Annotated in this window: 19 protein-coding genes, 2 tRNA genes and 1 pseudogene; 13 read left to right on the top strand and 9 right to left on the bottom strand. The window is 68.9% G+C overall.

Annotation, left to right across the window (positions count from 1 at the left end; translation table 11 throughout):
• Positions 1–57: 57 nt before the first annotated feature.
• Positions 58–834 (bottom strand): hypothetical protein, encoded by a 777-nt coding sequence (locus GA0070619_RS27345; protein WP_088952084.1) that lies wholly within the window; start codon positions 832–834, stop codon positions 58–60.
• A 331-nt stretch (positions 835–1165) separates the two neighbouring features.
• On the opposite strand from GA0070619_RS27345, the gene GA0070619_RS27340 reads away from it, so the two are divergent.
• Complete coding sequence (locus GA0070619_RS27340; RefSeq protein WP_088950681.1) at positions 1166–2695, top strand: peptide deformylase; 1530 nt, start codon at positions 1166–1168, stop codon at positions 2693–2695.
• Between the two features lie 68 nt (positions 2696–2763).
• Here GA0070619_RS27340 and GA0070619_RS27335 read toward each other — a convergent pair whose 3' ends face one another.
• Positions 2764–3879, bottom strand: a complete 1116-nt coding sequence (locus GA0070619_RS27335) for a globin domain-containing protein (protein ID WP_088950680.1) — start codon at positions 3877–3879, stop codon at positions 2764–2766.
• 144 nt (positions 3880–4023) lie between these two features.
• Here GA0070619_RS27335 and GA0070619_RS27330 point away from each other — a divergent pair, with 144 nt between their 5' ends.
• Complete coding sequence (locus GA0070619_RS27330; protein WP_088950679.1) at positions 4024–4794, top strand: CPBP family intramembrane glutamic endopeptidase; 771 nt, start codon at positions 4024–4026, stop codon at positions 4792–4794.
• 4 nt (positions 4795–4798) lie between these two features.
• Here GA0070619_RS27330 and GA0070619_RS33625 read toward each other — a convergent pair whose 3' ends face one another.
• On the bottom strand, positions 4799–6139 hold the full coding sequence (locus GA0070619_RS33625) for a hypothetical protein (RefSeq protein WP_231927171.1): 1341 nt from the start codon (positions 6137–6139) through the stop codon (positions 4799–4801).
• Between the two features lie 145 nt (positions 6140–6284).
• Here GA0070619_RS33625 and GA0070619_RS27320 point away from each other — a divergent pair.
• The 5 genes and pseudogenes from GA0070619_RS27320 to GA0070619_RS27295 all read left to right on the top strand — a co-directional run bounded on the left by GA0070619_RS27320 (position 6285) and on the right by GA0070619_RS27295 (position 9846).
• A tRNA-Ser gene (locus GA0070619_RS27320) sits at positions 6285–6375 on the top strand.
• Between the two features lie 36 nt (positions 6376–6411).
• Positions 6412–6484, top strand: a tRNA-Arg gene (locus GA0070619_RS27315).
• Positions 6485–6896: 412 nt separating this feature from the next.
• A pseudogene (locus GA0070619_RS27305) lies at positions 6897–7106 on the top strand (IS5/IS1182 family transposase); the annotation flags it as partial.
• Positions 7107–7430: 324 nt separating this feature from the next.
• Positions 7431–8615: a glycosyltransferase family 2 protein gene (locus tag GA0070619_RS27300; protein ID WP_157744091.1), complete on the top strand. Its 1185-nt coding sequence runs from the start codon at positions 7431–7433 to the stop codon at positions 8613–8615.
• 13 nt (positions 8616–8628) lie between these two features.
• Positions 8629–9846, top strand: coding sequence for a glycoside hydrolase family 16 protein (locus tag GA0070619_RS27295; RefSeq protein WP_157744090.1), 1218 nt, complete (start codon positions 8629–8631; stop codon positions 9844–9846).
• A gap of 535 nt (positions 9847–10381) precedes the next feature.
• Here GA0070619_RS27295 and GA0070619_RS27290 read toward each other — a convergent pair.
• The 5 genes from GA0070619_RS27290 to GA0070619_RS27270 form a co-directional block, all read right to left on the bottom strand.
• The gene (locus GA0070619_RS27290) at positions 10382–13330 is read right to left on the bottom strand and encodes a DUF4132 domain-containing protein (RefSeq protein WP_088950675.1); all 2949 of its coding nucleotides are present in this window, start codon (positions 13328–13330) and stop codon (positions 10382–10384) included.
• A 691-nt stretch (positions 13331–14021) separates the two neighbouring features.
• A complete protein-coding gene (locus GA0070619_RS27285) occupies positions 14022–14681 on the bottom strand; it encodes a dihydrofolate reductase family protein (protein WP_088950674.1) in 660 nt (219 codons plus the stop codon).
• Between the two features lie 58 nt (positions 14682–14739).
• Complete coding sequence (locus GA0070619_RS27280) at positions 14740–15468, bottom strand: helix-turn-helix domain-containing protein (RefSeq protein WP_088952082.1); 729 nt, start codon at positions 15466–15468, stop codon at positions 14740–14742.
• A gap of 886 nt (positions 15469–16354) precedes the next feature.
• A complete protein-coding gene (locus GA0070619_RS27275; RefSeq protein ID WP_088950673.1) occupies positions 16355–16825 on the bottom strand; it encodes a TspO/MBR family protein in 471 nt (156 codons plus the stop codon).
• Between the two features lie 91 nt (positions 16826–16916).
• Positions 16917–17855, bottom strand: a complete 939-nt coding sequence (locus tag GA0070619_RS27270) for an AraC family transcriptional regulator (protein WP_088950672.1) — start codon at positions 17853–17855, stop codon at positions 16917–16919.
• Positions 17856–17927: 72 nt separating this feature from the next.
• On the opposite strand from GA0070619_RS27270, the gene GA0070619_RS27265 reads away from it, so the two are divergent.
• From GA0070619_RS27265 to GA0070619_RS27255, 3 genes are all read left to right on the top strand, one after another.
• Positions 17928–18767, top strand: a complete 840-nt coding sequence (locus GA0070619_RS27265; RefSeq protein WP_088950671.1) for an NAD(P)H-binding protein — start codon at positions 17928–17930, stop codon at positions 18765–18767.
• A 5-nt stretch (positions 18768–18772) separates the two neighbouring features.
• On the top strand, positions 18773–19273 hold the full coding sequence (locus GA0070619_RS27260) for an anthrone oxygenase family protein (RefSeq protein ID WP_088950670.1): 501 nt from the start codon (positions 18773–18775) through the stop codon (positions 19271–19273).
• Between the two features lie 117 nt (positions 19274–19390).
• A complete protein-coding gene (locus GA0070619_RS27255) occupies positions 19391–20626 on the top strand; it encodes an MFS transporter (protein ID WP_088950669.1) in 1236 nt (411 codons plus the stop codon).
• Positions 20627–20635: 9 nt separating this feature from the next.
• On the opposite strand, the gene GA0070619_RS27250 is transcribed toward GA0070619_RS27255, so the two are convergent.
• On the bottom strand, positions 20636–21403 hold the full coding sequence (locus tag GA0070619_RS27250) for a class I SAM-dependent methyltransferase (protein WP_088950668.1): 768 nt from the start codon (positions 21401–21403) through the stop codon (positions 20636–20638).
• A gap of 643 nt (positions 21404–22046) precedes the next feature.
• Here GA0070619_RS27250 and GA0070619_RS27245 point away from each other — a divergent pair.
• The 3 genes from GA0070619_RS27245 (at position 22047) to eccD (ending at position 25408) form a co-directional block, all read left to right on the top strand.
• A complete protein-coding gene (locus GA0070619_RS27245) occupies positions 22047–23588 on the top strand; it encodes a non-reducing end alpha-L-arabinofuranosidase family hydrolase (protein WP_088950667.1) in 1542 nt (513 codons plus the stop codon).
• Positions 23589–23828: 240 nt separating this feature from the next.
• On the top strand, positions 23829–24083 hold the full coding sequence (locus tag GA0070619_RS27240; protein ID WP_088950666.1) for a hypothetical protein: 255 nt from the start codon (positions 23829–23831) through the stop codon (positions 24081–24083).
• The gene (gene eccD / locus GA0070619_RS27235) at positions 24080–25408 is read left to right on the top strand and encodes a type VII secretion integral membrane protein EccD (protein ID WP_088950665.1); all 1329 of its coding nucleotides are present in this window, start codon (positions 24080–24082) and stop codon (positions 25406–25408) included. Before GA0070619_RS27240 ends, eccD begins: the two co-directional genes overlap by 4 nt.
• Positions 25409–25422 lie beyond the last annotated feature (14 nt).

Here is a 25422-nt window from a genome sequence, read left to right as displayed (position 1 = left end):
TTGCCGGACGACGCCCGGACTCCGGCTCGGCGTCGACCGACACTCCCGAAACACGCCCTAACGGACGCAGCAGCCCTGGCAGACCTTCGGCCGCGGCAGGGTGAAGGCGAGGCAGCAGGTGCGCCGCTGCACGCTCGGCTCACCGGTCGGCCCCGGCACCAGCTCGATCAGGTCGGCCAGGTCGAGTGCGCCGAGCAGGGTGTCGATGCTCTGCACCGTGGAGCCGGGCAGGTTGTCGGCGGCCCGCAGGATGCCGTGTGCGATGCCGGAGGCGACCGAGCCGAGCAGCGTCCGGGTGCCCACCCGCACCTCTGACTGGATCGCCGTGATGAGCGGTGCCAGGTGGGCGTCGAGCAGGGAGGCGCGCAGTGCGCCCAGCAGCTCCGCCTCGTCGGCGACGACCCGCACCTCCGGCAGGCCGGCGAGCGCCAGTGGGTCGTTCGGCAGCACCGCCACGGTGATGCCACGGCGCAGGCCCATGGTGAGCAGCTGCCGGTGGTCCTCGAAGTGGATCAGCACGTCGGCCGGGTCGAGCAACGGCACCCGCCGGGCGGAGGCCCAGCCGAGCACGACCGGCAGTGCGGTCCAGTAGCTGTACGACTTCCAGGCCAACGCGGCGCAGGCGTGCGGGGTGCCACCCCAGCGGACGGCGGCGCCGTTCAGCAGCTCTGGCAGCCGGCTGCCGTCGATCAGGGTGGTGGCGGGTGCCCAGCCGAGCTCGTCTTCGACCACCAGGCCCCGGGCGAGCCCGGGAAGGTCGTCGGTGCCGAACATGGCGCGGAGCGCCGCGGTGACGGGGGCGAGTGGCGTGGCGGTGGCGTCGCGCCTCGGCAGCACCGCTGTCACCTGAGGTCCCCCGTCCGCGTGACCGAGGAGCGAACCTCGGCGGACGACCAGTGCCGTCCTGAGCTAAGGCTAGCCTAACCATGCCCTGTGGTCTAAGGGAAGCCTCACCTTGGCCAAATCGGGAGGCCCAGGTCACGCCGGTTTTCCGGCGGGAACAGCGCTCCGTGCCTCGCGTACTACCCGGCGTCAACACGGGGAAACGCTGCCAGAGGATCGACGTTTGTCGGTGGGTTGTCAAGCAGTGTGTCGGCAAGGTGCCAGATGCGTGTGTGCTCGGGCACAGAACGTGAAACTTATAGCCCCGGCCACGAGGAAGCTGATGACGACCTCACCCCTCGAACGGGCTGCCGACTCCTTCGCGGCCGAGCTCGCCCGGCAACGGACCGGGCGAGGGCTGTCCAAGAAGCAACTGGCCGTCCTGATGGGGTTCGACCCGTCCTACGTGAGTCACGTCGAGGGGCGCCGGCACCGTCCGACCGAGGACTTCGCCCGCCGCGCCGAGGCCGTCCTGGAGGCCAGCGGCGCGATCTGGCAGCGCTTCCGGGAGTACGACGACCTGCGGCACGCCCGCGCCGGTCAACCACACCGGGAGCCGTACCTGCCCGGTCAGTGGCTGCCGCCGGGCACCGGCCTCGTCGTGGAGCGCGAACTCGCCTCCCTCACCCACACCGACGAGGGCTACCGGTGCGTGATCCACCGCGAGCTGTACAACGCCGGCACCGAGCCGGTCACCCGTTATCTGGCCAGGGTCGCCGTCGACCGCTACCCGAACGACCCCGGCCGCTCCAACCGGCACCACCGGGAGCACCCGCTCACGTTCGCCGAGCTGCAACTGCAGGCCCGCAGGGACGACGGCGGCGGCGACCCGGAGCCGATGCACTGGCGGGCCAAACACGATCGGGACGCGTTCAAGGAAATCTGGCTGCTCTTCGAGAACGGGGAGCGGCGCTTCCCGCTCTACCCGGGCGACCGGGCCACCATCGAGTACGCGTACAGCGTCGGGCACGAGAAGTGGGGCCCCTGGTTCCAACGCGCCGTCCGGCTGCCCACCCGGCAGCTCGCCGTACGCCTGGACCTGCCGGTGAGGCTCGACCCGCAGGTCTGGGGCGTGGAAACCTCCCTCTCTGCGGAGGAGGGCCCGCTGCGGACGGCCCCGCAACGGCACGACGAGGGCGACCGGGCGATCTACGACTGGCAGACCGACGACCCGCCGCTGAACGCCCGTTACCGGATGCAGTGGCGCTTCCGCGCCCGACCGGAGACCGACCCCGACAGCGGTCCCGGCGGCGTCCGGGTCCGGCCCAGCGACCGGATGCGCGGGCTCGGCATCGTGCAACGCGGCGCCGACCTGCTCCGCCGACGCGTCCGGCCGTTCGACCTGCCCGTGGAGGAGCCGGTTGCCCGGGACCTGGTCGACCGGCTCGTCACGGCCCTGGCCCGGCTCGACGAGCTGCACCCGTTCAGCAAGGGGGTGGGGGTGGCCGCCCCGCAGCTCGGCATCGACCGGGCGGTGGCCGTGGTCCGGCCGCCGGACCGATCGGCGGAGCCGGTCGTGCTGCTCAACCCCCGGGTGGTCGACGCCGACCCGGACACCGACGAGCAGTACGAGGGCTGCCTCTCCTTCTTCGACTTCCGGGGTCTGGTGCCCCGGCCGCTCCGACTGGACGTGGAGCACGCCCAGTGGGACGGCAGCCGGGTCATCACCTCGTTCGAGTTCGGCATGGCCCGGCTGGTCGCCCACGAGATCGACCACCTGGAGGGGCGGCTCTACGTCGACCGGATGGCGCCCGGCGTGCCGTTGGTGCCGGTGGAGGAATACCGCGAGACCGGGCACCCCTGGCGCTACTGACCGACGAGGGACCGGGGCGCGTGCCCCAGGGGGCAGGGGCACGCGCCCCGGTGTGGGGGGAGGAACGTCTAGAGGTCACCGAAGGTGTCGTAGCGGATCTGCGGCGGCGGCACGTCGTCCGCGGCGAGCACCCGCAGGGTGGACCGGACCATCCGGGCCGAGCCGGAGACGAAGCAGTCGTGCGTGGTCCACGGGCCGTAGCGGGCCACCACGTCCGCGATGTCGCCCTGCTCACCGTCGAAGTCCGGGTCCTCGCTGCACGCCGGGGTGACCGACAACCACGGGTGTACGGCCACCAGCTCCTGCAAGCCGGCCAGGCCGTACAGGTCCCCCGCCTGCCGGGCGCCGTAGAAGACGTGCACCCAGCGGGTCCGGTTGTAGCTGGCCAGCTCCTCCACCAGGGCCTTGATCGGCGCCAGGCCGACCCCGCCGGCGACGCAGAGGATGTCCCGTTCCGAGGAGCGGTCCAGGGTCATCGACCCCATCGGCGCCGCGAGGCGGAGCAGCTCGCCCGGTCGCACCCGACGCACCAGCGCACCGGAAACCCAGCCGGCACCCGGCGACCGCACGTGGAACTCCAGCACGTTGTCGTCGTTCGGGGCGTTCGCCACCGAGTAGTTCCGCCACACCCGGGGGTGGTGGCGCGGCACCTCCAGGCTCACGTACTGACCAGCCTTCCAGCGCAGCGGGTGCTGCAACGCCCGGCAGGTCAGCACGGCGGTGTCCGGGCCGTACCGCTGGTGGGTCAGCACCTCGGCGTGCCAGAACGGCGGGCCGTCGTCGGCCGCCGCCCCGGCCACCATCAGGGCGGCGATCGCGGCGTACGCCTCGCGCCACGCCTGGTCGTACTCCAGGTTCCAGCCGTCGCCGGCGGTGCTGCGCAGCGCGTCCAGCAAGGCGACTCCCATCGTCGCGTAGTGCCGGTCATCGACGTGGTACTTGCGGTGGTCGCGGCCCAGCGCCCGGAGGAACTCGTCGAAGCTCTCCGGGTCGTCGACCGTGTGGATCGCCGCGATGATCGCTTCCAGCAGGCGGTCGCCCTGGCCGCTCATCTGCACCGGGAAGAGTTGCCGCAGCGCGGGGTCGAGCAGGAACACTCGGGCGTAGAAGTGGTCGGTCAGCCGGGCTCGGTCGTCCTCGACCAGGGTCCAGCTCTCCTTCAGCAACCGCGCGAGGTTGTCCACGGGCGCTCCTTCTCCAGACGGCAACGGATCGGGCGCCCATAGAATCTCCACGGAGAGTGTCGACTGGTCGCACAGAATGTGCGATCGGCTCATGCTGGCCGGTCGGCCGTGCCCCGGGCGCCGCCTGTCGGGCAGAGTGGTGCGGTGACCGTTGAGCTGACCCGCCCGGTGTCCCGCCGACTGCTGGGCACCGAGACGCTGCTCGTCCTCGGCCTCTCCCTCGGCCAGTCAGCGGTCTACGCGGTGGTCTCGATCATCGCGAAGCTGACCGCCGAGGGTCCGCTCTCCAAGCAGACCGCCTCGCTGAACACCTCGGCGTCGAGCCGACCCTGGCTGGACCTCACCTACCAGTTGCTCGGCATCGTCTTCGCGCTGCTTCCGGTGCTGCTCGCCGTACACCTGCTCACCCGGGACCCCGGCGACCCGGCACGGGCGCTCGGCCTGGACGCGCGGCGGCCCGGTCAGGACCTGGCCCGTGGTGCCGGCCTGGCGGCGCTGATCGGCCTGCCCGGGCTGGCCCTGTTCTGGGTGGCGGCCCAACTCGGCATCAACGCCACGCTGGTGCCGGCGGCACTCCCGCAGGTCTGGTGGACGGTCCCGGTGCTGATCCTCGCGGCCGTGCAGAACGCCGTCCTGGAGGAGGTGATCGTGGTCGGCTACCTGGTCACCAGGCTTCGCCAGCTCCAGTGGCGGCTCGCCGCGATCATCGCGGCCAGCGCCCTGCTGCGCGGCTCGTACCACCTCTACCAGGGCTTCGGCGCGTTCGTCGGCAACGCGGTGATGGGCGTGGTGTTCAGCCTGTTCTACCTGCGCACCCGGCGCGTGATGCCGCTGATCATCGCGCACACCCTGCTCGACGTGGTCGCCTTCGTCGGCTACGCGCTGCTGCCCCGGGAGTGGTTCGACTGGCTCTGACGACTCAGCGCCGGTCGGGCCGGTAGACGGCCACCGCTCGGGACGCGAGCCGGTCGGCCGCCGCCGCGTCACCCAGCGCCGCCGCCAGCACCGCCGCGCCCGGCAGCAGCCGGGCCACCAGCCGCAACGCGACCCAGCCACCGGCCTGCGCCGTGAGCGGGGCGGCCAGCCGCCAGGCGGCCTCCGCAGCCCGCGGCCAGGCCCCCTCGACCGGGTCGCCCGCCGCCTGCGCGGCAGCCAGGGCCGCCTCCGCGCTCGCCGCGTCCGGGTGCACCTGGGTGAGGACCAGCAGCTCGACGGCCCGGTCGGGATGCGCCGGATCCCTGCCGTACGCCGCGGCCAGGTGCAGCACCAGGTTGGCGTGCGTCCACAGCACCGATGTCAGCTCGGCCAGCGGCGCGAAGAACCCGGCCAGGGCCGCGGTCGCCCCACCCGCGCCCGCCGAGCGGACGAACCGCCGGGTGGCCAACCGGGCCAGGCCGTCCGCCGGCGCGTCCGGATACCGGGCACGCAACCGCCCTGCCCAGTCGGCCGCGCCGGGCCCGAGCGCCCGCACGGCCGCCAGAGCCAACAGCTCCGGCGCGAAGCCCGGGTGGTCGAGCACGCGCGCGGCGACCGCCCGCAGCTCCGATTCCGGGGTACGCGCCGAAGCCGGCTCGATCTGCTGCTCGACGGGAGATGCCAGCGGCGTGTGCTGCTCGGCCGCGGGCTCGGGGACGGCTTTCCTCGGCGTCGTGCTCTTGCGAGGGGATGCCGTGCGTTTGGCGGGACTGGCGACGCGCTTGCGCGGTGCCGGTGTGGTCGGGGTCACCTCGACGGTGGCCTCGGCTGCCTTCTTCGGGGCGGCCTTGCGAACGGAGGTGGTCCGGGCCTTCGGCTCGACAGGTGCTGCTTGTCGTGGCGGGCCGGCGTCCGCCGTGGCGGCCTGCGGGCGTGGCTGCTCGGGGGTCGCCGGGCGTGGCTGCTCGGCGTTTGCCGGGTCTGCCTGCTTGGCGTTCGCCGGGTCTGGCTGGCTGGTGCTCGCGTCGACGCTCGGGGGAGCTGGTCGGTCGCCGTTCGCTTCGCCGGTCGGCGGCTGTGGCTGCTCGGCGCCCGCGTCGCTGGTCGGGGCACGCCTGGGCTGTCGGGGCAGCGGCCGGTCCGGATCCGGTGGTTGGAACAGCACCGCCGGGGCGGGCTTCGCCCGGCGGGGGCGCTGGCTCGCCGGAGCGGCTGGCGGCGGCACCGCCGTCTCGGCGGGCTGCTCGGCGGCAGTCGGCGGCGTGAAGGTGGCCCGCGGGGAGCGCCGACGCGCTCTTTCAGCAGGCTCTCGACGGATCGGCTCGCTGGGCGGCTGCTCCTGCATATCGATGGAGCGTAGTCCCGATCACGCTGCCGCACAGCGGTGAAACACGAGAGCGGGCGGTCCCGGTGGGCGTACCCCGGAAGTCGTTTTGCTCCCGGTGGGTGGCGACCTGTATCCTCGGGCGCGGTGGTCTGCGGGCCACCAGGGAGACTTCGCCTAGTCTGGTCTATGGCGCCGCACTGCTAATGCGGTTGGGGTCTTAAAGCCCCTCCCGGGTTCGAATCCCGGAGTCTCCGCGCGAAAGTCAGGGTGTGTACACTGGCTGAGCACGAGCGCCCGTAGCTCAATGGATAGAGCATCTGACTACGGATCAGAAGGTTAGGGGTTCGAGTCCCTTCGGGCGCACAAGATCAAGAGGGGCCTGGGCTGCGGAAACGCGGCTCAGGCCCTTTCTGCTGTCCGGCTTGTTCGGACGATGGGTGTCACGTGGGTGCCACTCGGGTGTCATCACGCTCCGTGACGACGGGTTCTGTCGGGGGTGTTTACCTGCGGTTCCTCATGCTTGACGGGTGCCTGAGGGTCGGAGTATTAGCCTCTGGTCGGGGTTGCGGGCGGTTGCAGCGGCGGCCGTTCTTGCGGATCTTCGCGCGGGTGCGTTGGGCGGCGGTGAGGACGAGGTGGGCGGTGGCGTCGGCGCAGCGTCGTTGGGCGTGGGGTAGGACGCTGGTGTAGGTGTCGGACGTGACGACGATGCTGGAGTGGCCGAGCATGTCCTGCAGGGTCTTCAGGTCAGTGCCGGCTTCCTGAGCAAGGGACGCGGCGCCGCTTCCGCCCAAAGCTGTCACGCCGGCAGAAGGCCGTGAACCGCACCCACCCGAAAATCCGCGCCCGCGGCGAACGCGTGATCGTCACCCTCAAGACCTGAAAGATCCTGAACAAGCTGCGCTGCTGCCCACGGCGAGCGACCCCCATCGTGCAGGCCATCCTCGTTCTGCACCGCGTCGAAGCCAACCGCTACCCAGGATGAAAAGGCTCATTCTGTTGAAAGAACCTCTCGACCGATGGCTCCACGTCTTTATCCCATGCTGTCCGCCATGGACGTTACGACCCTGTCATCCCGAACCGGGCTCTACGCCTCGCTGAGATCACCTCACTGACTGACATGCTGTATCTCACGATCGACGGTGGCGCCATGCCTCGAATGCCATGCAAGGTGTCCGAATTGGCGTGGAAGGAGGTTAGATGCACTCATATCTGAGCTGCGCAGGGATCTTCTCCTCCTGTGATCATCGGCTACAATCTTGCGCGCACGGGGGATGGCCGTGGTCGGCTACGGCACGGGGGGAAAATCGTGAGCACGTCTGTACGTCACAGCGGGAGTGTGTTCTCCCGCGGCAATCCTGCATACCCCAGGCGACCCGCTCCGAACCCGAGAATCAACCACCGCATTTCCGCGCCGAGCTATAACACGGTCGTCATCGTTCCGGCGCGGAATGAAGAGGCCGGAATCTTGCTCTCCCTCAAGTCGCTGCACAGGCAGACTCGGCGGCCCGATCTCATCGTCGTGGTGGTCAACAACTCGACCGACAACACCGAGCAATACGCCGCCGGGTACGCGGGTGACCCGAGGACCCCACCGACAGTCGTTCTCACGCTGAACGACAATCCGCACAAGAAAGCCGGCGCCCTCAACTACGCCATGGAGTGGCTGCGAGTGCGGGTGGGCGGTCGCCTGGACGCCGTCCGGCACGTCCTCGCCATGGACGCAGACACCGAACTGCATCCCAACTTCCTCGAGCGAGCCATCAACGTGATGGCCTCCGACCAGAAGATCGGTGGGGTCAGTGCCGCCTGCTTCGGCCGTACCGGCCTGTGGGGCAGCCTCTGGCAGCGATACCTGCTCGGCATGCAGATCCTTGAGTACGGCCGTGCGGCGCACGCGCGGTATCGAACCAACGTCCACACCATGTCCGGCGCCGGGTCCTTCTACCGGGGTACCGCCTTGCAGTCCGTGATCGATCGGCGGGGTCAGGTCTTCTGGGAGGACCACCGCAACCTGGTCGAGGACTACGAGACCACTCTGGCGCTCAAGGAAGCCGGCTGGAAAGTGACTGCGAACGAGTTCTGCATCGCATACACCGACCTCATGCCGACCCTGCGCGAACTGGTTGTCCAGCGCGAACGCTGGACCCGCGGCACTGTCGACGCGCTCCGCCTGCGGGGGTGGAGCGCGTTCACCCGGCGCGCCATCGTCACCCTGTTCTTCAACTTCTTCGGTTTCGCGTGCTTTCTGATCTGGGGATCGGCGTACTGGACCTCGCTCGCTGGAGGTAATTTCCAGCACTGGCCGGCCATCTTGCTCCTGACTGCTTTCTGGGCCGTTTATTCGGCAGTGGCGGTCCGTCAGCTCGGTTGGAAAGCGATGCTCGTCCAAGCGTTGCTGATTCCGGGCATGCTGTACACGCTGCTAAACATGTACTGGTCCATCTCCTCGGTCCTAAAGTCGTATTTTACTCCCGTTCCCGCGTGGAAATAGGGACGGTCCGGGGATGAATTCGCTCAAGGGTGCGGGTGTTATCGGGGTGCTCGGCTTGATTGCCGTTGCGGTCAAATTCGCGGCCGACGTCCCTTACCTTGTATTCATCGTGACGGCCATTCTGATGGTTGCCGCAGTGTTCGTCTACCTTGCGTCACGCAAGCGTAACCGTCAGGATTTGGAAACCGCCGAGTTGTCCGGCATTACCCGAATGCTCGGATTGGACGGAATCTCCGAAGCTAGGCGGGGACGCGGCACGCGACGACGTGGCGGGTCGGTGTTCGTGCCGGCGCTGCTCGTGGTCCTTCTCGTAGCCGGAGTAGGTCTCACCGGGTGGAACCTCGTGCGCCCCGAGTTCGAAGGGGCGGATCCCGATTCCGCGTCCGTGAACGGTCCGCTCCCCGGCCAGCGCTCAACGAAAGACAAGAAGCTCCCCAGGCATCCGGACGATACCTTCTTCGACAACTTCCATTACCGCGCCCACAACGACCCCGCGCTCGCCGCGAACGGGTGGCAGGTTCGCACAGAGGGCGGTGGTCCCGGTATTGCCGACTCCTGGACCGCCGACACGCTCAGCTTCCCGGTCGACAAGAGCGCCAAGGGTGGCAAGGCTCTGCAGTTGCAGGCCTCGACGGACGGTACTAAAGCGGGCACGCGCCAGACCGAACTTTTCACCACGGAAAGCGGCTTTTTCCGAGGGACGGTCGCGGCCCGCGTGTTTTTCACCGACAAGCCAGTGACCGGGCGCGATGGAGACCATCTCAACCAGGCGTTCTGTACCATATCGCCCTTGCATACCTCGGCGGACTACAGCGAGCTCGACTTCGAGTACCAGCCGAACGGAGGCTGGGGTACGGCCGGGCCCAAGATTGACATGGTCAGCTGGCGCAGCTCGACGCCGGGCGACCGGGCGACGGACGACTACAAGGGAAGCCTCGCCGGCTGGCGCACCCTGATGATCACCGTCACGGACCAGAAGGTTACCTACTCGGTTGACGGACGCGCGCTGTTCATCAGCACAGGCAAGACCGTCCCACGCGAACCGATGCGGCTCATGTTCAACACCTGGTTCATCGATCTGCCCTTCAAGGGCGGCCGCACCCACAACATGCGAGTCAACTGGGTCTACGCGAAAGCGAACAAGGTGATGTCGGTGGCTCAGGTGCAGAAGGAAGTCGACCAGTTTTACACCAAGGGCGACCACCACATAAACACCCTGACGCCGAGCTGAGCGCAGGGCTACTGCGGCAGCCGCCATTAGCTGTCTGACCAGGGTGGACACTGCGGGTGAGGCGGGTGAGATGGGTGCAGCCGCCCTGATGACCATGTGTGAAGACAACCCATCACCAAGACCGACGGGATGGAAGATGGCACCGGCCGGGTGGGCCAGCCGCTCAGCTCGGGGGCATTGGCTTGCTGTGTGGCTGCTCGGTGGCTGCTCGTACGCCGAGGAACTCGCGCGGACATTCGCGGACGGGCACGGAGTCACCCGCACCAGAGCAGGAGCCTGAGCCATAGAAGTGCGTGACTGAAGCGCCGGACCTGCGGGGATGTTGCCGGATTGGCGCGGACGCAAGGCGGACGCGCGCGGACTTGTGACTCTGCGCAAGATCCTCTGACTACGGATCAGAAGGTTAGAGGTTCGAGTTCCTTCGGGCGCACCACTTAAGCAGGGAATATAGCCAACCGGCCCGGACGAGCCGCGATCGTCACAGCAGTGAGGCGGCGGTGGGTTCTGGGGTCGTTGCCGCGCCCCGAGCCGCGGATCAGCTCGTCAAATAGCCCAGGTCTCGCACCACCTCGCAGAACGCGACGGGGCCCAGGCCATCGCACCCGCGTACGCCAGTCAGGGTCTTGGGTTGGTCCGGGTCATGCCAGTTATATCGAGGCGTATATGTGATCTCGACTGTCTGCGGCCAGTCGCGCAGGACCGAGGTGTGGTCGTCGCCGAAGCGCCAGCCCTTCGAGGTGAGCACGAACAGTTTCCGTGCGTCGACCTTCATACCGGCGAAGGTAGCCAGGTCTACCTCGCCCGGTGTTGCCAGCTCGCGGCCCAGTTGGGGGAACGGCTGGATGATGGCGTAGTCGGCGAAGATCTCCGACCAGGCGGCCCTGTCGTCACCGAGGTGCCACGGGTGCGGCACGGCGACGGTGGCCGTGTCATCGAGCTGCCATGCCTGGTCGTGCAGGTCGGCGAACGTCCGGTCCTCGGCGACCCGGAAGCTGACGGTGCCGTGTTCGCCGGACGCCGCCCACACCAGCCGGTGGGTGAGCTGCCACATCAGCGGGTGATCCAGGAACAGGGCGCGGAACTCGGCCGCACTCCACCGGCGCCCGGTGACCATGGCGTCCTCGATGGCCCGGATCCGGTCGCCGCCGATCTGCTTGACCTCCTTCTTCAGGTCAGCGAACCGCGCGTACGCCGCCGGCGCCAGCACCGGATCGTCGGTGGCCGCAGGGCGCGGCAGCCGGGACAACCGGCGTCCGTCTGAGGCCGCGATCCACGGTTGCAACTGCTCGTCGAGATCCACCGTGAAACGGCGTGGCCCGTAGTCCAGGATCGTTCGGCCGTCGGCGTCAAGACCCAGGTCCGGCACGATCCGGTCGGCGAGTTGCTCGGGGCTCAGGCCGCGGGCGGCGGCTGTGCCGGCGAGTCGTTGGGAGGCGTGCTCGCGCAGACCGGCGGTTGACGCTCTGCGGCTGAGCCGATGCAGCTGGGTCAGGGCGAAGTCGGTGCCGATCGCGGCGAGCACGTCCATCGCGGCGCGGATCCGGGCGCTGGCGGACGACCATTGCGGGAGTACGGCCACCAGGTCGGCGACGGTGGTGTCGTCACCGAGCGCGGCGATGGACACCAGCGCGATGCCGCTCTTCGGCGAGTATTCGGCCGCCCGCCACTGCTCGAGGACGGCCCAGGCGAAAGCGCCCAGCTGTCGTGGCTCGCAGATGTCACGGGCGGCAATGAGCTCCGGTCGCGGCTCGGTGATTGTGGAAAGGGCGAGCAGCACACACAGCCGGTGGACCGCCTCCGCAGCCAGTGTCTCGCCGGTGTCGCGGACGGTGACCTCGGGAAGCTTGGCGGGGATCAGCCATTCCGGCAGGTCCGGTTCCTGCGGCAGCACGCCGGCCAGAACCGGCGGCACCACGCCCTGCGGGCCGGGGGAAGGCAGACCGGCGATCGCGTGGACGCGGGCCCGCCCGTCGTCGTCGAGGGCCGCCACCGACTGGGGGTACGCGAGAACGTGGTCGCGCAGCAACTCGATGACGAGTGGCTCGGTGGCGCTGGTGAGCAGTGCCCGCAGCGCCGTCCCGGGATCGCGCTTGGCCGCCGCCAGCAACGCCGGCCGGAAGTATTGGCGCTCGACCCGGTCCACGACGAGCCCGAACGCCTCTTCGGTCGGGATCGCGGCCAGCGCGGCCACGGCCCGTCTCACATTGTCCGCGCCGTCGATGCCACGGTAGTAGTCCTGCTGGTCCAGCATCGTCGCCCACCCGGCGCCGAGCCCGGCCCCGCCGTTCGCGACGATCTCCTCGGCCCGGGCGCGGCCCGGCCCGGCCAGGTGCGGGATCCAACGCGGCTCGGTGAGTACCATCGCGCCGAACAGGTCACGCGACACCGCGTCGTCGCGCTCGGCGAGGACACGCAGAACCCGCAGCGGGTAGCGGGTCAGCACGCCCGACTTGAGCAGGTTCCCCGGCCGCCACGGCTTCTCGTCCAGGTGGTCGCGGACCAGGATCCGCATCGCGTCGTCGCTGGGTGTGCCGGCGACGAACCGGGCCGCATCCGGGTTGAGCCGTGTCGGCTGGTTCAGGCCGCTCCATTCGTGCAGGTAGAGCAGTTCCAGATAGAATTCGCCAGCCAGAAAGGTGACGGCGGCCGGTCCCACACCGTCCAGCACCGTGAGGGCGTCCCCGGGTTCCTCGAAGCCGAGCAGCGTGGGGCGGATCGCGCCGCGCAGTTGCTCGAGATGCTCGGTGCGGCTCGCGGCCAGCAACAGGATCCCGGACATCGTGCGGTGGTCGGCCTGGATCCACTCCTCCCGGCCGGGCTCGTCGAACCAGGCCGCTGCCGCCGCGCAGTCCTCGTCCACCCAGTCCTGCCGGGTCGGCATCAGGTAGGAGGCCAAGATGCGGCCGGCCGGGAAGCTCCGATGCCCGGCCAGGACGGATTCCGCCTCCCTGTAATCCCGGTCCGACGCGACCGCGAGGTGACGCCGGACCGCCCGGGCCACCGCGTACGTGGCGCCGAGGTCATCGCCGCGCCACCCCTGCTCGTAGGTGTCGCCCTCGGAGGCGCGGGTCCAGAGCTCACCGGTGTGGCAGATCTGGTTCGCCGCCACGACGGCCCGGACCGCGAACAGCAGCCCGGCCCGGGCCACCCACCCGTCCACCAAACCCTGCCCGTCGGCGGGCACATTGCGATAGACGAGCAGCAGTGCCGCCACCGCGGCGGCGATCGGGTCGTCATCTAGTGTCCGCAGATGCCGCTCACCGGCGGCAAGCAGCGCCGTGTCGAAGACGGCGTTGCGGCCCAGCACGCTGGCGCGTTGCTTCGCGGCCTTGTCCGTCGCGAGGAGGTCCCGAAGCCCCTGCTCGGCGCCCGCCGGATCGGCAATTGCTGGCCGCCACCGGCCACCTCGCCGCGGATGGACACGGCCCGACCAATCCTTCGGCATGTGCCAGGCGTCCTCGTCCGGCATGACGAACCTGCGCATAAAGCCTCCTCGTCCACAGTTCGCGGGGAGGGTAGTACATCGGTATGACACAGATCGTCCACAGCGGACGGTGTTCCACGGGGCCGCAGCGCAGCGGAAGTGTGCGAGGGTCTTTCCGTCATCGGACCGGTTTCTGAGGGTGACGGAGCCCCGGACCAGAGTGAGGATCGGGTTGCCTGCCGGGGTGATGTCCTGCGTCGGTTCAGGTCGGCGCCGAGGTTCGTCTCTGCGCGGTTCCAGGCCGGCACCGGTAGAGCCGGCGCGTTACTCAACTACGCCGTCTGGGAGAGCGCGGCCCACTACCGGACGGCTTGCGAGGCTCCGAGCTGGTCTGGGCGATCATGCGCTGGGCGCCGACTCATTCGTCGTTCCCGGACCAACCGCGGGGTAGTTCTTCTCGAGGAATTCGCGGTAGCCAGTGGGCCGGTACCCGATCAGCCGCTCCAGATCGTCGGTGTGCTTGCTGAACGATCCGAGGCCGACATCTGCGACCCAGGCCGTCAGGAACTCGGCGACCGGGCCGGGAACGTCCTTCTGGAGGTAACTTTCGAGGAATTCTTCAACCGGGACGGGCAGGTAAGGCGAACAACTCTCGGCTCAAGCAGGCTTGAACGGCCTCTCAGTCGGTGCTGTTGAGTGCGGCAACCAGCAACCGTTCCCGCGCTCCCTCGAAGCCGGTCGGGCACCGTTGTCAGTCGAGGACCGTCGCCGAGCGCCCTTCGTCGACCGTGTACGCGCCTGCGGAGATCGCGCCGAGGCTCGTGGGGTTGAGGGTCAGCGAGACGACGCCGCCGGGCAGTACGCGCGAGCTCTCTTCGACGGTTGCGAACGTCGCGGGCGTCGATCCGTCCGGGAACAGGCGCTTTCCTGTGCCGACGATGACCGGGAATTGGAGTAGCCGGTAGATATCGACGAGTCCTGCCTGGTGCAGCGTCTGCACGAGTTTCGAGCTTCCGTGAACCTGGAGCTCCTTGCCGGGAAGCTCCTTGAGGCGGCGTATCTCGTCGGCAGGGTCACCGCGTAGGACCGTCGTCGGGTTCCAGTCGGCTTCATCGTCGGTCAGCGTAGAGCTGACGACATACTTTGGCAGCGTGTTGAGCTTGGTGGCAATCAGGCTGTCAGGTTCGGTGACCTTCGGCCAGTACCCGCCGAGCAGGCCGAAGCTGGTGCGGCCGAAGAGGAATGCGTCGGCCTCACGGAACCAGCTCTCGACGACTTCGTTGGTGTGCGTCGAGGCGTGCGGAACGAGCCACCCGCCGCGGTCGAAGCCGCCGGAGCGGTCCTCGTCGGGATTTCCGGGTCCTTGCATGACGCCGTCGAGACTGACGAAGATGTTGACGCTGAGTAGCACGGTTTTCCTTCAAGTTCTGGTTGCGGAAAGCCGGCCAGGGCTGGCTGGCAGACGGACGCTAGCTGCCGGGCCCAGGGCGGGTCTTGTACAGGAACGACATCGCGGCAAAGTGGTCCGCCTGCAGCTCGCGTGCGGTGCACCCGACGTAGCGACGCAGCGCATGCGCGAGGTGGGCTTGGTCGAAGTACCCCAACGTCTCGACGACTGCGCGCCAGTCAAGGCCGTCGCGCAGCATCGTGGCTGCGGCGTTTGCGCGGTCGATCTGCCTTACGGCGGTTTGCGATAGTCCAATGATCGCTCGGTAGCGACGCTGCAGGGTTCGCTCGGTTGGGCTGGCTTCGGGATGCTCGGCGATTTGCTCCTCATCCCCGAGTTGCGATCGCACCAGCAGACCCGCGCCCTGCAATCGCCGGACGAAATGCTCGACGTTCTCGAACGTCGGCGCCTCCCAGCTTTCGCCGCCGATGACGATCCTGCCCGATTCCGTCACTGGGAACGGCACGTACCCATCGACGATCGAGGCTGCAGGATGCGGCCGAAGAACCGCGCCGAATGCGAACCGGACCCCGAGGAACTCGGTGCCCGGCGGGACCGGTGCCGTAGTCGCCCTCGTTTCCGGCCCGCGCAGGCTGGCGAGTAGGCGTCCCTGCGCCCGCGAGAGGATCAGATGCCAGCAGGTGCGTGCTGCGGACGTCATCGTCTCCTCCGCGTCAGAGCGGGTGCACCACACGCGGTCGACGAGGCTCACGTCGATCTCGGTGTCGCGATGCTCGAACCGCAACGCCACGGCCTCCTCCGTCTTCAATCTGCCGAGGTTCCCTCCTGAGGCTAGCGACGTCGACAATCAGGACCGACAACCTCCAGAAGCGCAAGAAGTACGACCGGAGTTCCGTGAGGGAGCCTGTCCGAATCGTCGAGGAGGCGGGGAGACCGGTCGCGCAGATCGCCCGGGACGTAGGGCATGCTCAAGGCTGGGCCGATCAGGTCCGGGCCGGGCGCGAGGGCCCCCTGCGCGACAACACCGCGCGTACCGGCAGCCCCAGAGGGCAGGGAACTGCCGAGTCAGCCCTAGCCGCCAGCCTCCGCCCCCCGCCTCTCACGAACACCTGAGACGATGCGGCATGCGCACACGCCTACGCATGGTCAGAGTGACAACCAGGCCCGTTCAGGTACGAGAGACAGCTGCCGTTGACCTACCACGGAGCGCGGAAGCGGCCTTCTCGTTCATGTGGGACCCGGCATCTTCTCTCAAGCTCTTTGAGGCGGAGGTAGCCGTGGCTCTCCCAGGTCGGGAGGGAGTCGGCGAAATCCAGGCTTTCGTAGAGCGGACCCCAGGTGGCCGATTGGGTGTCCTGCACGAGGTGACTGAGCTTGATCCCGGCCGTCGCGCAGTTACCCGTACCCTTACCTCCTGGTGTCCTAGTTGGAGCGCACTCACCATCGAGGCGCTCGACCCTGACTCATGCCGTCTGACTCAGGAGTTCTGGGCAGATGTTCCGGCGGGTGTACACGCAGCGCAGGAGCAGCAGCTGCGCGACGGGTTCCGACAACGGCTGGAATCGATGACGCGTCGGCTAGCTGAGTGGGCCGCCAGCGGACTCTGATAGTCCCGCCGAAACCGTTCGGCAACTCGATGCCATCCCGCGATGTTGAGGGATCTGCTAACCACGGCCTCACCTGTTGGTGTTGAGACGGACGATGGTTCCGTTGAGGGCGGTAGCGAAGAGCGTCCACGCGGCGTACGGGGCCAGTGCGACGGCCGCAACGCGGTCGGTTTGCGAGGCGCGGCGAAGCAGCACGAAGTTGGAGGCGTTGAGCGCGGCGATTTCGGCCAGCGCGACGGCAGGCTTCTGGGCCTTGAAGAACAGCGCGCTCCACCCGAAGTTGAGGGCCAGGTTGAGTGCGTAGGCGCGGGTGAACGCGGCGCGGTCGGCTTCGCTGGTGCGGTCCAGCACACGGGCGCCGGCCACTGCGATCAGCGCGTAGAGCGGCGTCCATGCCAGCGGGAACGCCACGGGCGGGGGTTGCCAGGTTGGCTTGCGGAGCCGCTGGTACCAGCGCGAGGAAGCGTCGGTGACCGTCGCTCCTGCGGCGGCCGTCACGGTGACCGCCGCTGCGGTCTTGACCAGGGTTGGTAGTCGCATGATGTTCAGCTACCCGGCCTGCGACGGATCAACCGCGCCCGGTTACCGACTCAACATCCGACTGGCAGCGCCGCCTCGATGCCGATGCCCGCTACTGTCCGGCAGCCAGTCGGTGTTCTCGCGGGCTGACACCGCGGTTGCGTTTGAAGGCTGTGCTCAGGGCGAAGGAACTGCCGTAGCCGACGTGCCGGGCGACGGCGCCGACTGTGGCTCCTGGCTCACGGAGCAGGTCGGCTGCCAGGGCCAGTCGCCACTCGGTGAGGTATGACATGGGCGGTTCGCCGACGAGCGCGGTGAAGCGGCGGGCCAGCGCCGCCCGGGAGACCCCGGTCCTGGCGGCCAGCGAGGCGACGGTCCAGGGTTGGGCCGGGTTGTTGTGGAGCATCTGCAGAGCCCGGCCGACGATCGGATCACTGTGCGCTCTGTACCAGCCGGGGGCTTTGGCCGCAGGTCGGGCGAACCACTCGCGCAGCGCGGCGATGAGCAGCAGGTCGAGCAACCGGTCGAGGACCGCTTCCTGCCCCGGGTCGTCCTTGACGATCTCGGCGGCCAGCAGCGGGACCAACGGGGAGTCCCAGGAGTGGCCCGCGACCACCAGCAGCGGTGGCAGTGCGCTCAGGAGTCGCTGGCTGACCTCGCCCCGCATCGTGTAGGTGCCGGTGAGCAGCGTCGTCGGGCCGTCCGGGCTGTTGCCCCAGGTGCGTACGCCCAGCTCCATCATCTCGGGCAGTTCCTGCCCGTCCGGGGTCGTGCAGAGCTGGCCCGGATGAATGATGACCTGCGGTGCCGTGGTCGGGTCGTCGGCGACCGTGTACGGGTCGGGGCCGCGAATGATCGCCAGGTCGCCGGGACCGAGGCGTACGGCGGCAGTCTCGTCGGCGAGGACCCAGGCGTCCCCCTGGACCATGGCCACCAGGGTGAGTGGCGCCTGGTCCTCGATCCGCATCGACCAGGGCGGGGTCAGGACCGAGCGGAGGAGGAAGGCGCCCTGGGCTCGGGGTCCGTTGAGGAGACTGGCGACTGCGTCCACGTAGACGATTACACACAGAGTCGCGAGCTTTGGCTATCCACAGTCTCACCCCGCTGCATTTCAATGATCCCTATGACGAAGGAACGAGAGCGGAAGACGGTCCTGGTACTCGGCGGAACCGGCAAGACCGGCCGCCGCATCGTCGAGCGGCTGCAGGGGAGCGGAGTGCCTGTTCGGGCTGGTTCCCGCTCCGCTGCCGAGCCGTTCGACTGGGCGGACCGGGCGACCTGGGCGCCGGTGCTTCAGGGGGTCGGATCGGTGTATGTGTCCTACTACCCGGACCTGGCGGTGCCGGGCGCGCCCGAGACGGTCGGGGCGTTCACCGAGCTTGCGGTGACGTCCGGGGTCTCCCGGCTGGTGCTGCTGTCCGGTCGCGGTGAGGACGAGGCAGGGGCCAGCGAGAGACTCGTCCAGTCGGCCGGGGTCGAGTGGACGATCCTGCGGTCCAGCTGGTTCAGCCAGAACTTCAGCGAGGACTATCTGCTCGAGCCGGTGCTGGGCGGCGAGGTCGTCCTGCCGGTGGGGAACGTGCCCGAGCCGTTCGTGGACGTCGACGACATCGCCGAGGTGGCCGTGGCGGCCTTGACCGAGGACGGGCACGCGGGGCAGGTCTACGAGCTGACCGGTCCTCGGCTGCTCACCTTCGCTGAGGCGATCGCCGAGATCTCCACAGCGACGGGTTGCCGTATCGATTTCGTTCAGGTGCCCCCCGACGACTACGCGGCGGCGCTCACTGCGGAGGGCACGCCGCCCGGGGTCGTGGAGCTGCTGATGTACCTGTTCACGACCGTGCTGGACGGGCGCAACTCCCATCTGGGCGACGGGGTCCTGCGCGCCCTGGGTCGACCGCCCCGCGACTTCGCCGACTACGCCACCGACACCGCCGCCACCGGCGTCTGGGACAAAGGATAGACATCATGAGAGTTGCGCAGCAGGTGTCACTGATCGCCGCCGCCATCACCAGCGGACTCATGGCGGGGTTGTTCGCCGCCTTCGCCTACGCGGTCATGCCCGCACTCAGAACGGCCGACGACCAGACGTTCGTCGGCGTGATGCAGCGGATCAACGTGGCCATCGTCAACGGCTGGTTCATGCTGAGCTTCCTGGGCGCACTGGTGTTCGCCGCACTCTCGGCTCTCCTGGCCTGGCGCGGAGACGGCCGTCCGGCGCTGCCGTGGATCATCGTCGGGCTCACCCTGTACCTGGCGATGTTCGTCATCACCACCGCCGTCAACGTCCCGCTCAACGACAAGCTGGCGTCGGCCGGCGATCCCGGCCATATCGCTGATCTCGCAGCCGTACGTGCGCACTTCGAATCGAGCTGGGTCACCTGGAACATCGTCCGCGCGCTGGCCAGCACGGCCGCCTTCGGCTGCCTCTCCTGGGCTCTGGTCGTCTATGGCCGCGCCACCGGATGATGCTTCTAAAACGGGGTGAGGGCTTCACAGACCTCGCGGGCGACGTATCGCTTGAGGCAGAGTTCCGAGGGTCGCACCCGCCGCCGACATCTGGCTGACCGGGACGGGAGTAGCCGCATGGCAGCGCCGTCGCAGATGAGCAGACGACTGACGTTCCTGTTCGCGGTGGCGGCGGGAGTGGCCATCGGCAACCTGTACTGGGCGCAGCCACTGCTGGGCTTCATCGCAGGCGACCTGCATACCGCGACCGCGACGGCCGGCTGGCTCGTCACCGCGACGCAGGTCGGGTACGCCGTCGGCGTGCTGCTGCTCGTGCCGCTCGGCGATGTCCTCGACCGTCGTCGGTTCGTCCCGTTGATGCTGTTGGCCTCGGCGACCGCACTGTTGCTGTGCGCGCTGGCGCCGTCGATGGGCGTACTCCTGCTCGCACTCGGCCTGCTCGGCGTGACGACGATTTCCGGGCAGGTCCTCACGCCGCTCGCCGGTGATCTTGCCGGTGCTGCCGACCGCGGCCGGTTGGTCGGCACCGTCGGATCCGGGACGCTCACCGGGATCCTGGCCTCCCGCACCATCAGCGGGTTCGTCGCCGAGGCCGCGGGGTGGCGTGCGATCTTCGTCCTCGCCGCAGCCGTCGCCGTGCTGCTCGCGGTCCTGCTCTACCGCGCGATTCCGCCGCTGGCACCGCGGACGCGCATGCCGTACCCACAGCTTCTCGCCTCGGTCGGCGCGGTGGTCATGCGCGAGCGAACGGCTCGATGGACGCTGGTCCTGGCCGCCACCGGCTTCGCCGCGTTCTCGCTGTTCTGGACGGCGCTGACGTTCCTGCTCAGCGGCCCACCGTTCCGGTATCCGGCGCCGGTGATCGGGTTGTTCGGGTTGGCTGGGCTCGCTGGTGTCCTCTCCGGCCTGCGCGGCGGTCGTCTGCACGACCGCGGCTGGTCGTTGCCGGCCACCGGTGTGGCCTGGGTGCTGGCCCTGTGTGCCTTCGTCGTCGCGGTGTTCGCCGGTCGGTCCGTCGTCCTTCTCATCACCGTGATCGTCATGATCGACGTTGCTCTCCAGACGCAGGCTCTCCTCAATCGGGCGCGGCTGTTCGCCCTCTCCCACGAAGCCCGCAGCCGGCTCAACACTGCGCTGGCCGTCAGCAACTTCATCGGCGCGGCTGTCGGCTCCGCCGTCGCGACCACGCTCTGGTCCGTGGGTGGCTGGGCAGCGGTCACGATCACGGGTACGGCGCTCTGCTGCTTCGCGCTCGCCGTGTGGGCGTTGGGACGTCGCGGTCCGCTCGTGATCCGCTCCGCCCTGCCCGATGGCGCGGCAACGGACCGCAGAGACGCCCCAGCAACCGCCTGACGTGCGCACCTAGTAGTCGTTGGCGGGTTTGAGGGTGAGCAGCGGCTCGGCGAACACGGGTGCCGGCGCGTCGGGGTCCGCGGCGACGGCCTCCTCCAACCGGCGGAAGCCGACCTCCAGGTCGTCGGGGCTGAGCTGCGCGAAGAACGAGAGAGTACGCAGGCGCAGCCGTTCGAGCATGTCGCCGTAGGTGCCGGAGGACGGCTCGGTGACAGTGTCGAAGCTGGCGACGCGCCAGCCGAGGGACGTGAACATCGCGATGACCTCGTGCAGTGGCTGAAACAGGGCAGCGTCCGCCTCGTACCCGTGGGGGAAGTGCGCCAGCCACCACGGCCGGGGATGGTGGTCGCTGAAGTTCGCCCGCAGCAGCAGCCGGCCGCCGGGCCTGATCACCCTGGTCAGCTCCCGGGCTGCCCGGGGCTTGTCCTGGACGTGGTGCCAGGACAGGAACATGAGTGCGTAGTCGACGCTGTCGGACGCCACCGGCAGGTCCTCGGCTGCGCCGGCCAGATACCGCACGTCCGGGTGCTGGGGTTGTGTCTGTGCGACCTCGCGCATCCGGACCGATGGCTCAACACCGGTGACCGGCCCGAACGCCTCCGCCAGCGCGGGTGTGAACCTGCCGGTCCCCGACCCGACGTCGAGCCCCGTGAGCGGACGCCGATCGGGCAGTACCGCTTCGAAGGCCCTGATCCATTCTCGCAGTTGCTGCTGGGCGAGTGCCCGGCCTCGCGCGTAGTCCTGGTGCTGCTCAGTGTCGTAGTCGATCGACCTCATCGCACCTCCCGAAGCAAACGGGCGGCCGAAAAGCGCCGCCTTGATATATCGAGCCGATACATCGGGACGATATTCGACGTCACATCACACCACAAGGTGTCTCCGCGCCTGGGGCCCGGCCGTGCGGGGCTCACGCGCTACCGGTAGCCGGGTGTGCGGGGCAGGCGTCACCGAGCCGAGCCCAGGCGACGCCCGAGGGCTTCGGGTGGTTTTCTGAATCCTGATGCGGGTCTGGCCGACTCGGCCGGCCGCGCTGCGGCGGGCACTCCGCGTCATGGGCAGCCGTCGATGTTAGCGCGCACGAGGGGCCTCGCTCAAGGGTCCGAGTGGCGTCCGGGCCGGAGGCAGGGGGTGGTGTCTGCGGATGGTGATCACGTCCAAGGATCACCGTGCGCCATCGACCGATGTTCCCAGCAAGTTACGACTTGACGAACGCCATGTTATCGCTCACAGTCGATGCTTAAGGGCGACGACACCTCTGGCTTACCGGGCGAGCCTGCTTCGTCGACCTCGAATCAGGCGTGCGCCAGGGCATGCAGAAGTCTTGTTAGCGCTAACTACTACGACGCATGTGCCCGGCCACGCGTCGCGGTGCGCCCATCTTCGGGCAGGCCGCTCGGCTCTTGGTCATTGAAGGAGGATCATGTCTGCCCTTGATAGGTCTCCATCGATCGCGCCGCCGGCGCGGCGGCGATGGTGGTTGCCCCGAGTTCTCGCTGCTGGCGCGATGGCGGTGATGGTCGGCGGTGTCGCCGCAGCAGTGGTGTCGTCACCCGCCGCCGCGGCGACGGTCGACACGACCGCGTGGTACGTGTTGGTCAACCGCAACAGCGGCAAGGCCCTGGACGTCTACAACCTGGCCACGAATGACGGCGCCCGGATCACCCAGTGGGCCCGCAACAACGGCAACCAGCAGCAGTGGCAGTTCGTCGACTCCGGGAGTGGCAACTACCGGTTGAAGTCCCGGCTGTCCGGCAAGGTGCTGGACGTCTCGGGCTTCTCGACGGCCAACGGCGCCAGCATCGTGCAGTGGACTGACAACAACAGCACCAACCAGCAGTTCCGGTTGGCAGACTCGGACAGCGGCTACGTCCGGCTGATCAACCGCAACAGCAACAAGGTGATGGAGGTGCAGGGCGCCTCGACCGCAGACGGCGGAAACATCGTGCAGTACGACGACTGGAACGGCGCGAACCAGCAGTGGCAGCTCGTCCGCGTCGACGGTGGCGGCAACCCCACCACGCCGCCTCCGACGACCCCGCCGCCGGGTGGCACGTGCGACCTTCCCTCGACGTACCGGTGGTCCTCCACCGGGGTGTTGGCCAACCCGAGGTCGGGTTGGGTGTCGCTGAAGGACTTCACTGTTGCTCCGTTCAACGGCCAGCAGCTCGTCTACGCCACCACGCACGACTTCGGGTCCAGCTGGGGTTCGATGAACTTCGGCCTCTTCTCGAACTACTCGCAGATGGCCTCGGCCAGTCAGAACGCGATGAACTCGGGGACTGTGGCGCCGTCGTTGTTCTACTTCGCGCCGAAGAACATCTGGGTGCTCGCCTACCAGTGGGGTGGGCCGGCGTTCTCCTACCGGACCTCCAGTGACCCGACCAACCCGAACGGTTGGTCGTCGCCGCAGACGCTGTTCACCGGAAGCATCACCGGTTCCGGCACCGGCCCGATCGACCAGACTCTCATCGGCGACGGTACGAACATGTACCTGTTCTTCGCCGGGGACAACGGCAAGATCTACCGGGCCAGCATGCCGATCGGGAACTTCCCGGGCAGCTTCGGCAGCAGCTACACGACCATCATGAGCGACACCACGAACAACCTGTTCGAGGCCCCGCAGGTCTACAAGCTCCAGGGTCTGAACAAGTACCTCATGATCGTCGAGGCGATCGGCTCGCAGGGCCGCTACTTCCGCTCGTTCACGGCCACCAGCCTCGGCGGTTCGTGGACGCCGCAGGCCGCCAGCGAGAGCAACCCCTTCGCCGGCAAGGCCAACAGCGGCGCCACCTGGACCAACGACATCAGCCACGGCGAGCTGCTGCGCACCAGTGCCGACCAGACGATGACGGTCAACGCCTGCAACCTGCAACTGCTCTACCAGGGTCGTTCCCCCAGCTCCAACGGCGTCGACTACGGCCTCCTGCCGTACCGGCCGGGTCTGCTGACCCTGCAGCGCTGAGTCATGACGCAGGTCTGACTCGTCGCGGGTTGTCGGCCTCCTGAGATCGTCGTCCTCGGCGGGTTCGGGCAGGCCAGGTAACCGAAGTGGTGGAGAAGGCCCCCGGCGGAGTGATCCGCCGGGGCTCTTTCCACGAAGTGCGAACATGCAGGCGCGTGGATCTTGCTGGCGGCCCGACCTCCGTCGCCGCCCCACGATCGACACCCCCTTCGGATTAGCGGGCGTGGATAGAATCGGCCCGTGGCTCGTGAATACGACACCCAGCTCATCGAGTCGGTCGCGGTCCGCCGCGCCCGGATGCGTGAGCTGCTGCTGTGGGGCCGGCAGCGCCGGGTCCGTGCCACGGGTGACGGGTTCAGGTGGCTGCGGATCGGGCTCGTGTTGGCGGCCGTGGCCTGCGCCGGGTGTGTGGGCTGGTCCTTCCTCAAGGACGTCATCGCCGATCAGCAGAAGGCCCGCAACCCTCCGACGGTCCAGTCGGAGGGCACGCGATGACCCAGGCACAGTCGCCCGCCGCCGCAGGCCAGCTCAGCCGGGTGACCCTGGCCGGCGCGCGTCGACGCATCGACCTGGTGCTGCCGGCCGACGAACCGCTCGGCCTCCTCCTGCCCGAGATCGTCGCCATGGTCGGCCACCGACCGATGGACGATTCACGGGGATACCAGATCAGCACCCTCGACGGCACGGTGCTCGATCCGGCCGGCAGCCTGCGACAGGCGGCCGTCCCGGACGGCGCGATGCTACGGGTCGACCCGATCTCCGAGGCGCCGCCGGCGGCGATCGTGCACGACGTCGCCGACGAGGTCGGCGACGACCTTTCCCGGAGGTACGGCCGCTGGGGCGTTGCCGCCCGGATGTGGACCGCTACCGCCGTGTGCCTGCTCGCCGCGACGATGGCGGCCGTGCTCGCCGCCCCGCGACTGGGGGCCGCGCTGGTGAGCGCGATCGGCGGCGTGATCGCGCTGTCCGGCCTCCTCGTCGGGCTGGTGGCCAAGCGGGCCGTCGGGATGGCGGTGCTGCTCAGCGGTGCAGCGATGGCGATGAGCATGGTGCCCGGGCTGACGAACGGGCAGACCTTGCGCTGGGCGCTCTGGGCTGCCGGCGTCGGCTGCGTCGTGCTCGCCGTGGGCACGGTGACGGGCAACCGTCGCGCCGGCGTCCTCGGTGGCGGGACGGTGCTGGCCCTGGTGGCTGGTTGGGGCGTACCGCTGGCGCTGGACACGCCTGCCGAGCGTGTCGCGGCGGTGCTGGCGATCGTGTCCGTCGGAATGCTGGGGCTCCTGCCCCGGATCGCGATGGTCGCGTCCGGGCTCACCCGCCTCGACGACCGGCGGAGCAACGATGAGCTGGTGAGTCGCGTGACGGTGGAGGCCGCTGTCGACTCCGCGCACCGCGGGCTGGCCGTGGCCGCCGTGGCGACGGCGACGTCGGCGACGCTCGGCGGTCTCGTCCTGGCGGCCGCGGCGGGCCCGTGGGCGCTGGTGCTGGCGGCTCTGGTGGCGAGCGCTCTGCTGCTGCGGATGCGTGCGTTCCCGCTGGCCGTCGAGGTGGTGGGGCTGGTGACCGGTGCTCTGGTGATCGTGGGCGGCCTGTTGACGCGCTGGGTGCGGGACACCCCCGACGCGTGGTGGGGTCCGGCGCTCACGGCGCTGGCCGTCTGCGCGGTGGCCCTCGTGATCCTGGCGTACCGGCCGCCACCGCACGCGCTGGCCCGAGCCCGGCAGTACGCCGACCGCGCCGAGGCGTTGACCGTGATGGCACTGGTGCCCGTTGCGGTCGGGGTGTTCGGGCTCTACTCGCGACTTCTCACCACGTTCTGATTGAGGCGGTGGCA

This window comes from Micromonospora zamorensis, from assembly GCF_900090275.1.
In the GTDB taxonomy this organism is placed as follows: domain Bacteria; phylum Actinomycetota; class Actinomycetes; order Mycobacteriales; family Micromonosporaceae; genus Micromonospora; species Micromonospora zamorensis.
This window is presented reverse-complemented; position numbering and strand designations above follow the sequence as displayed.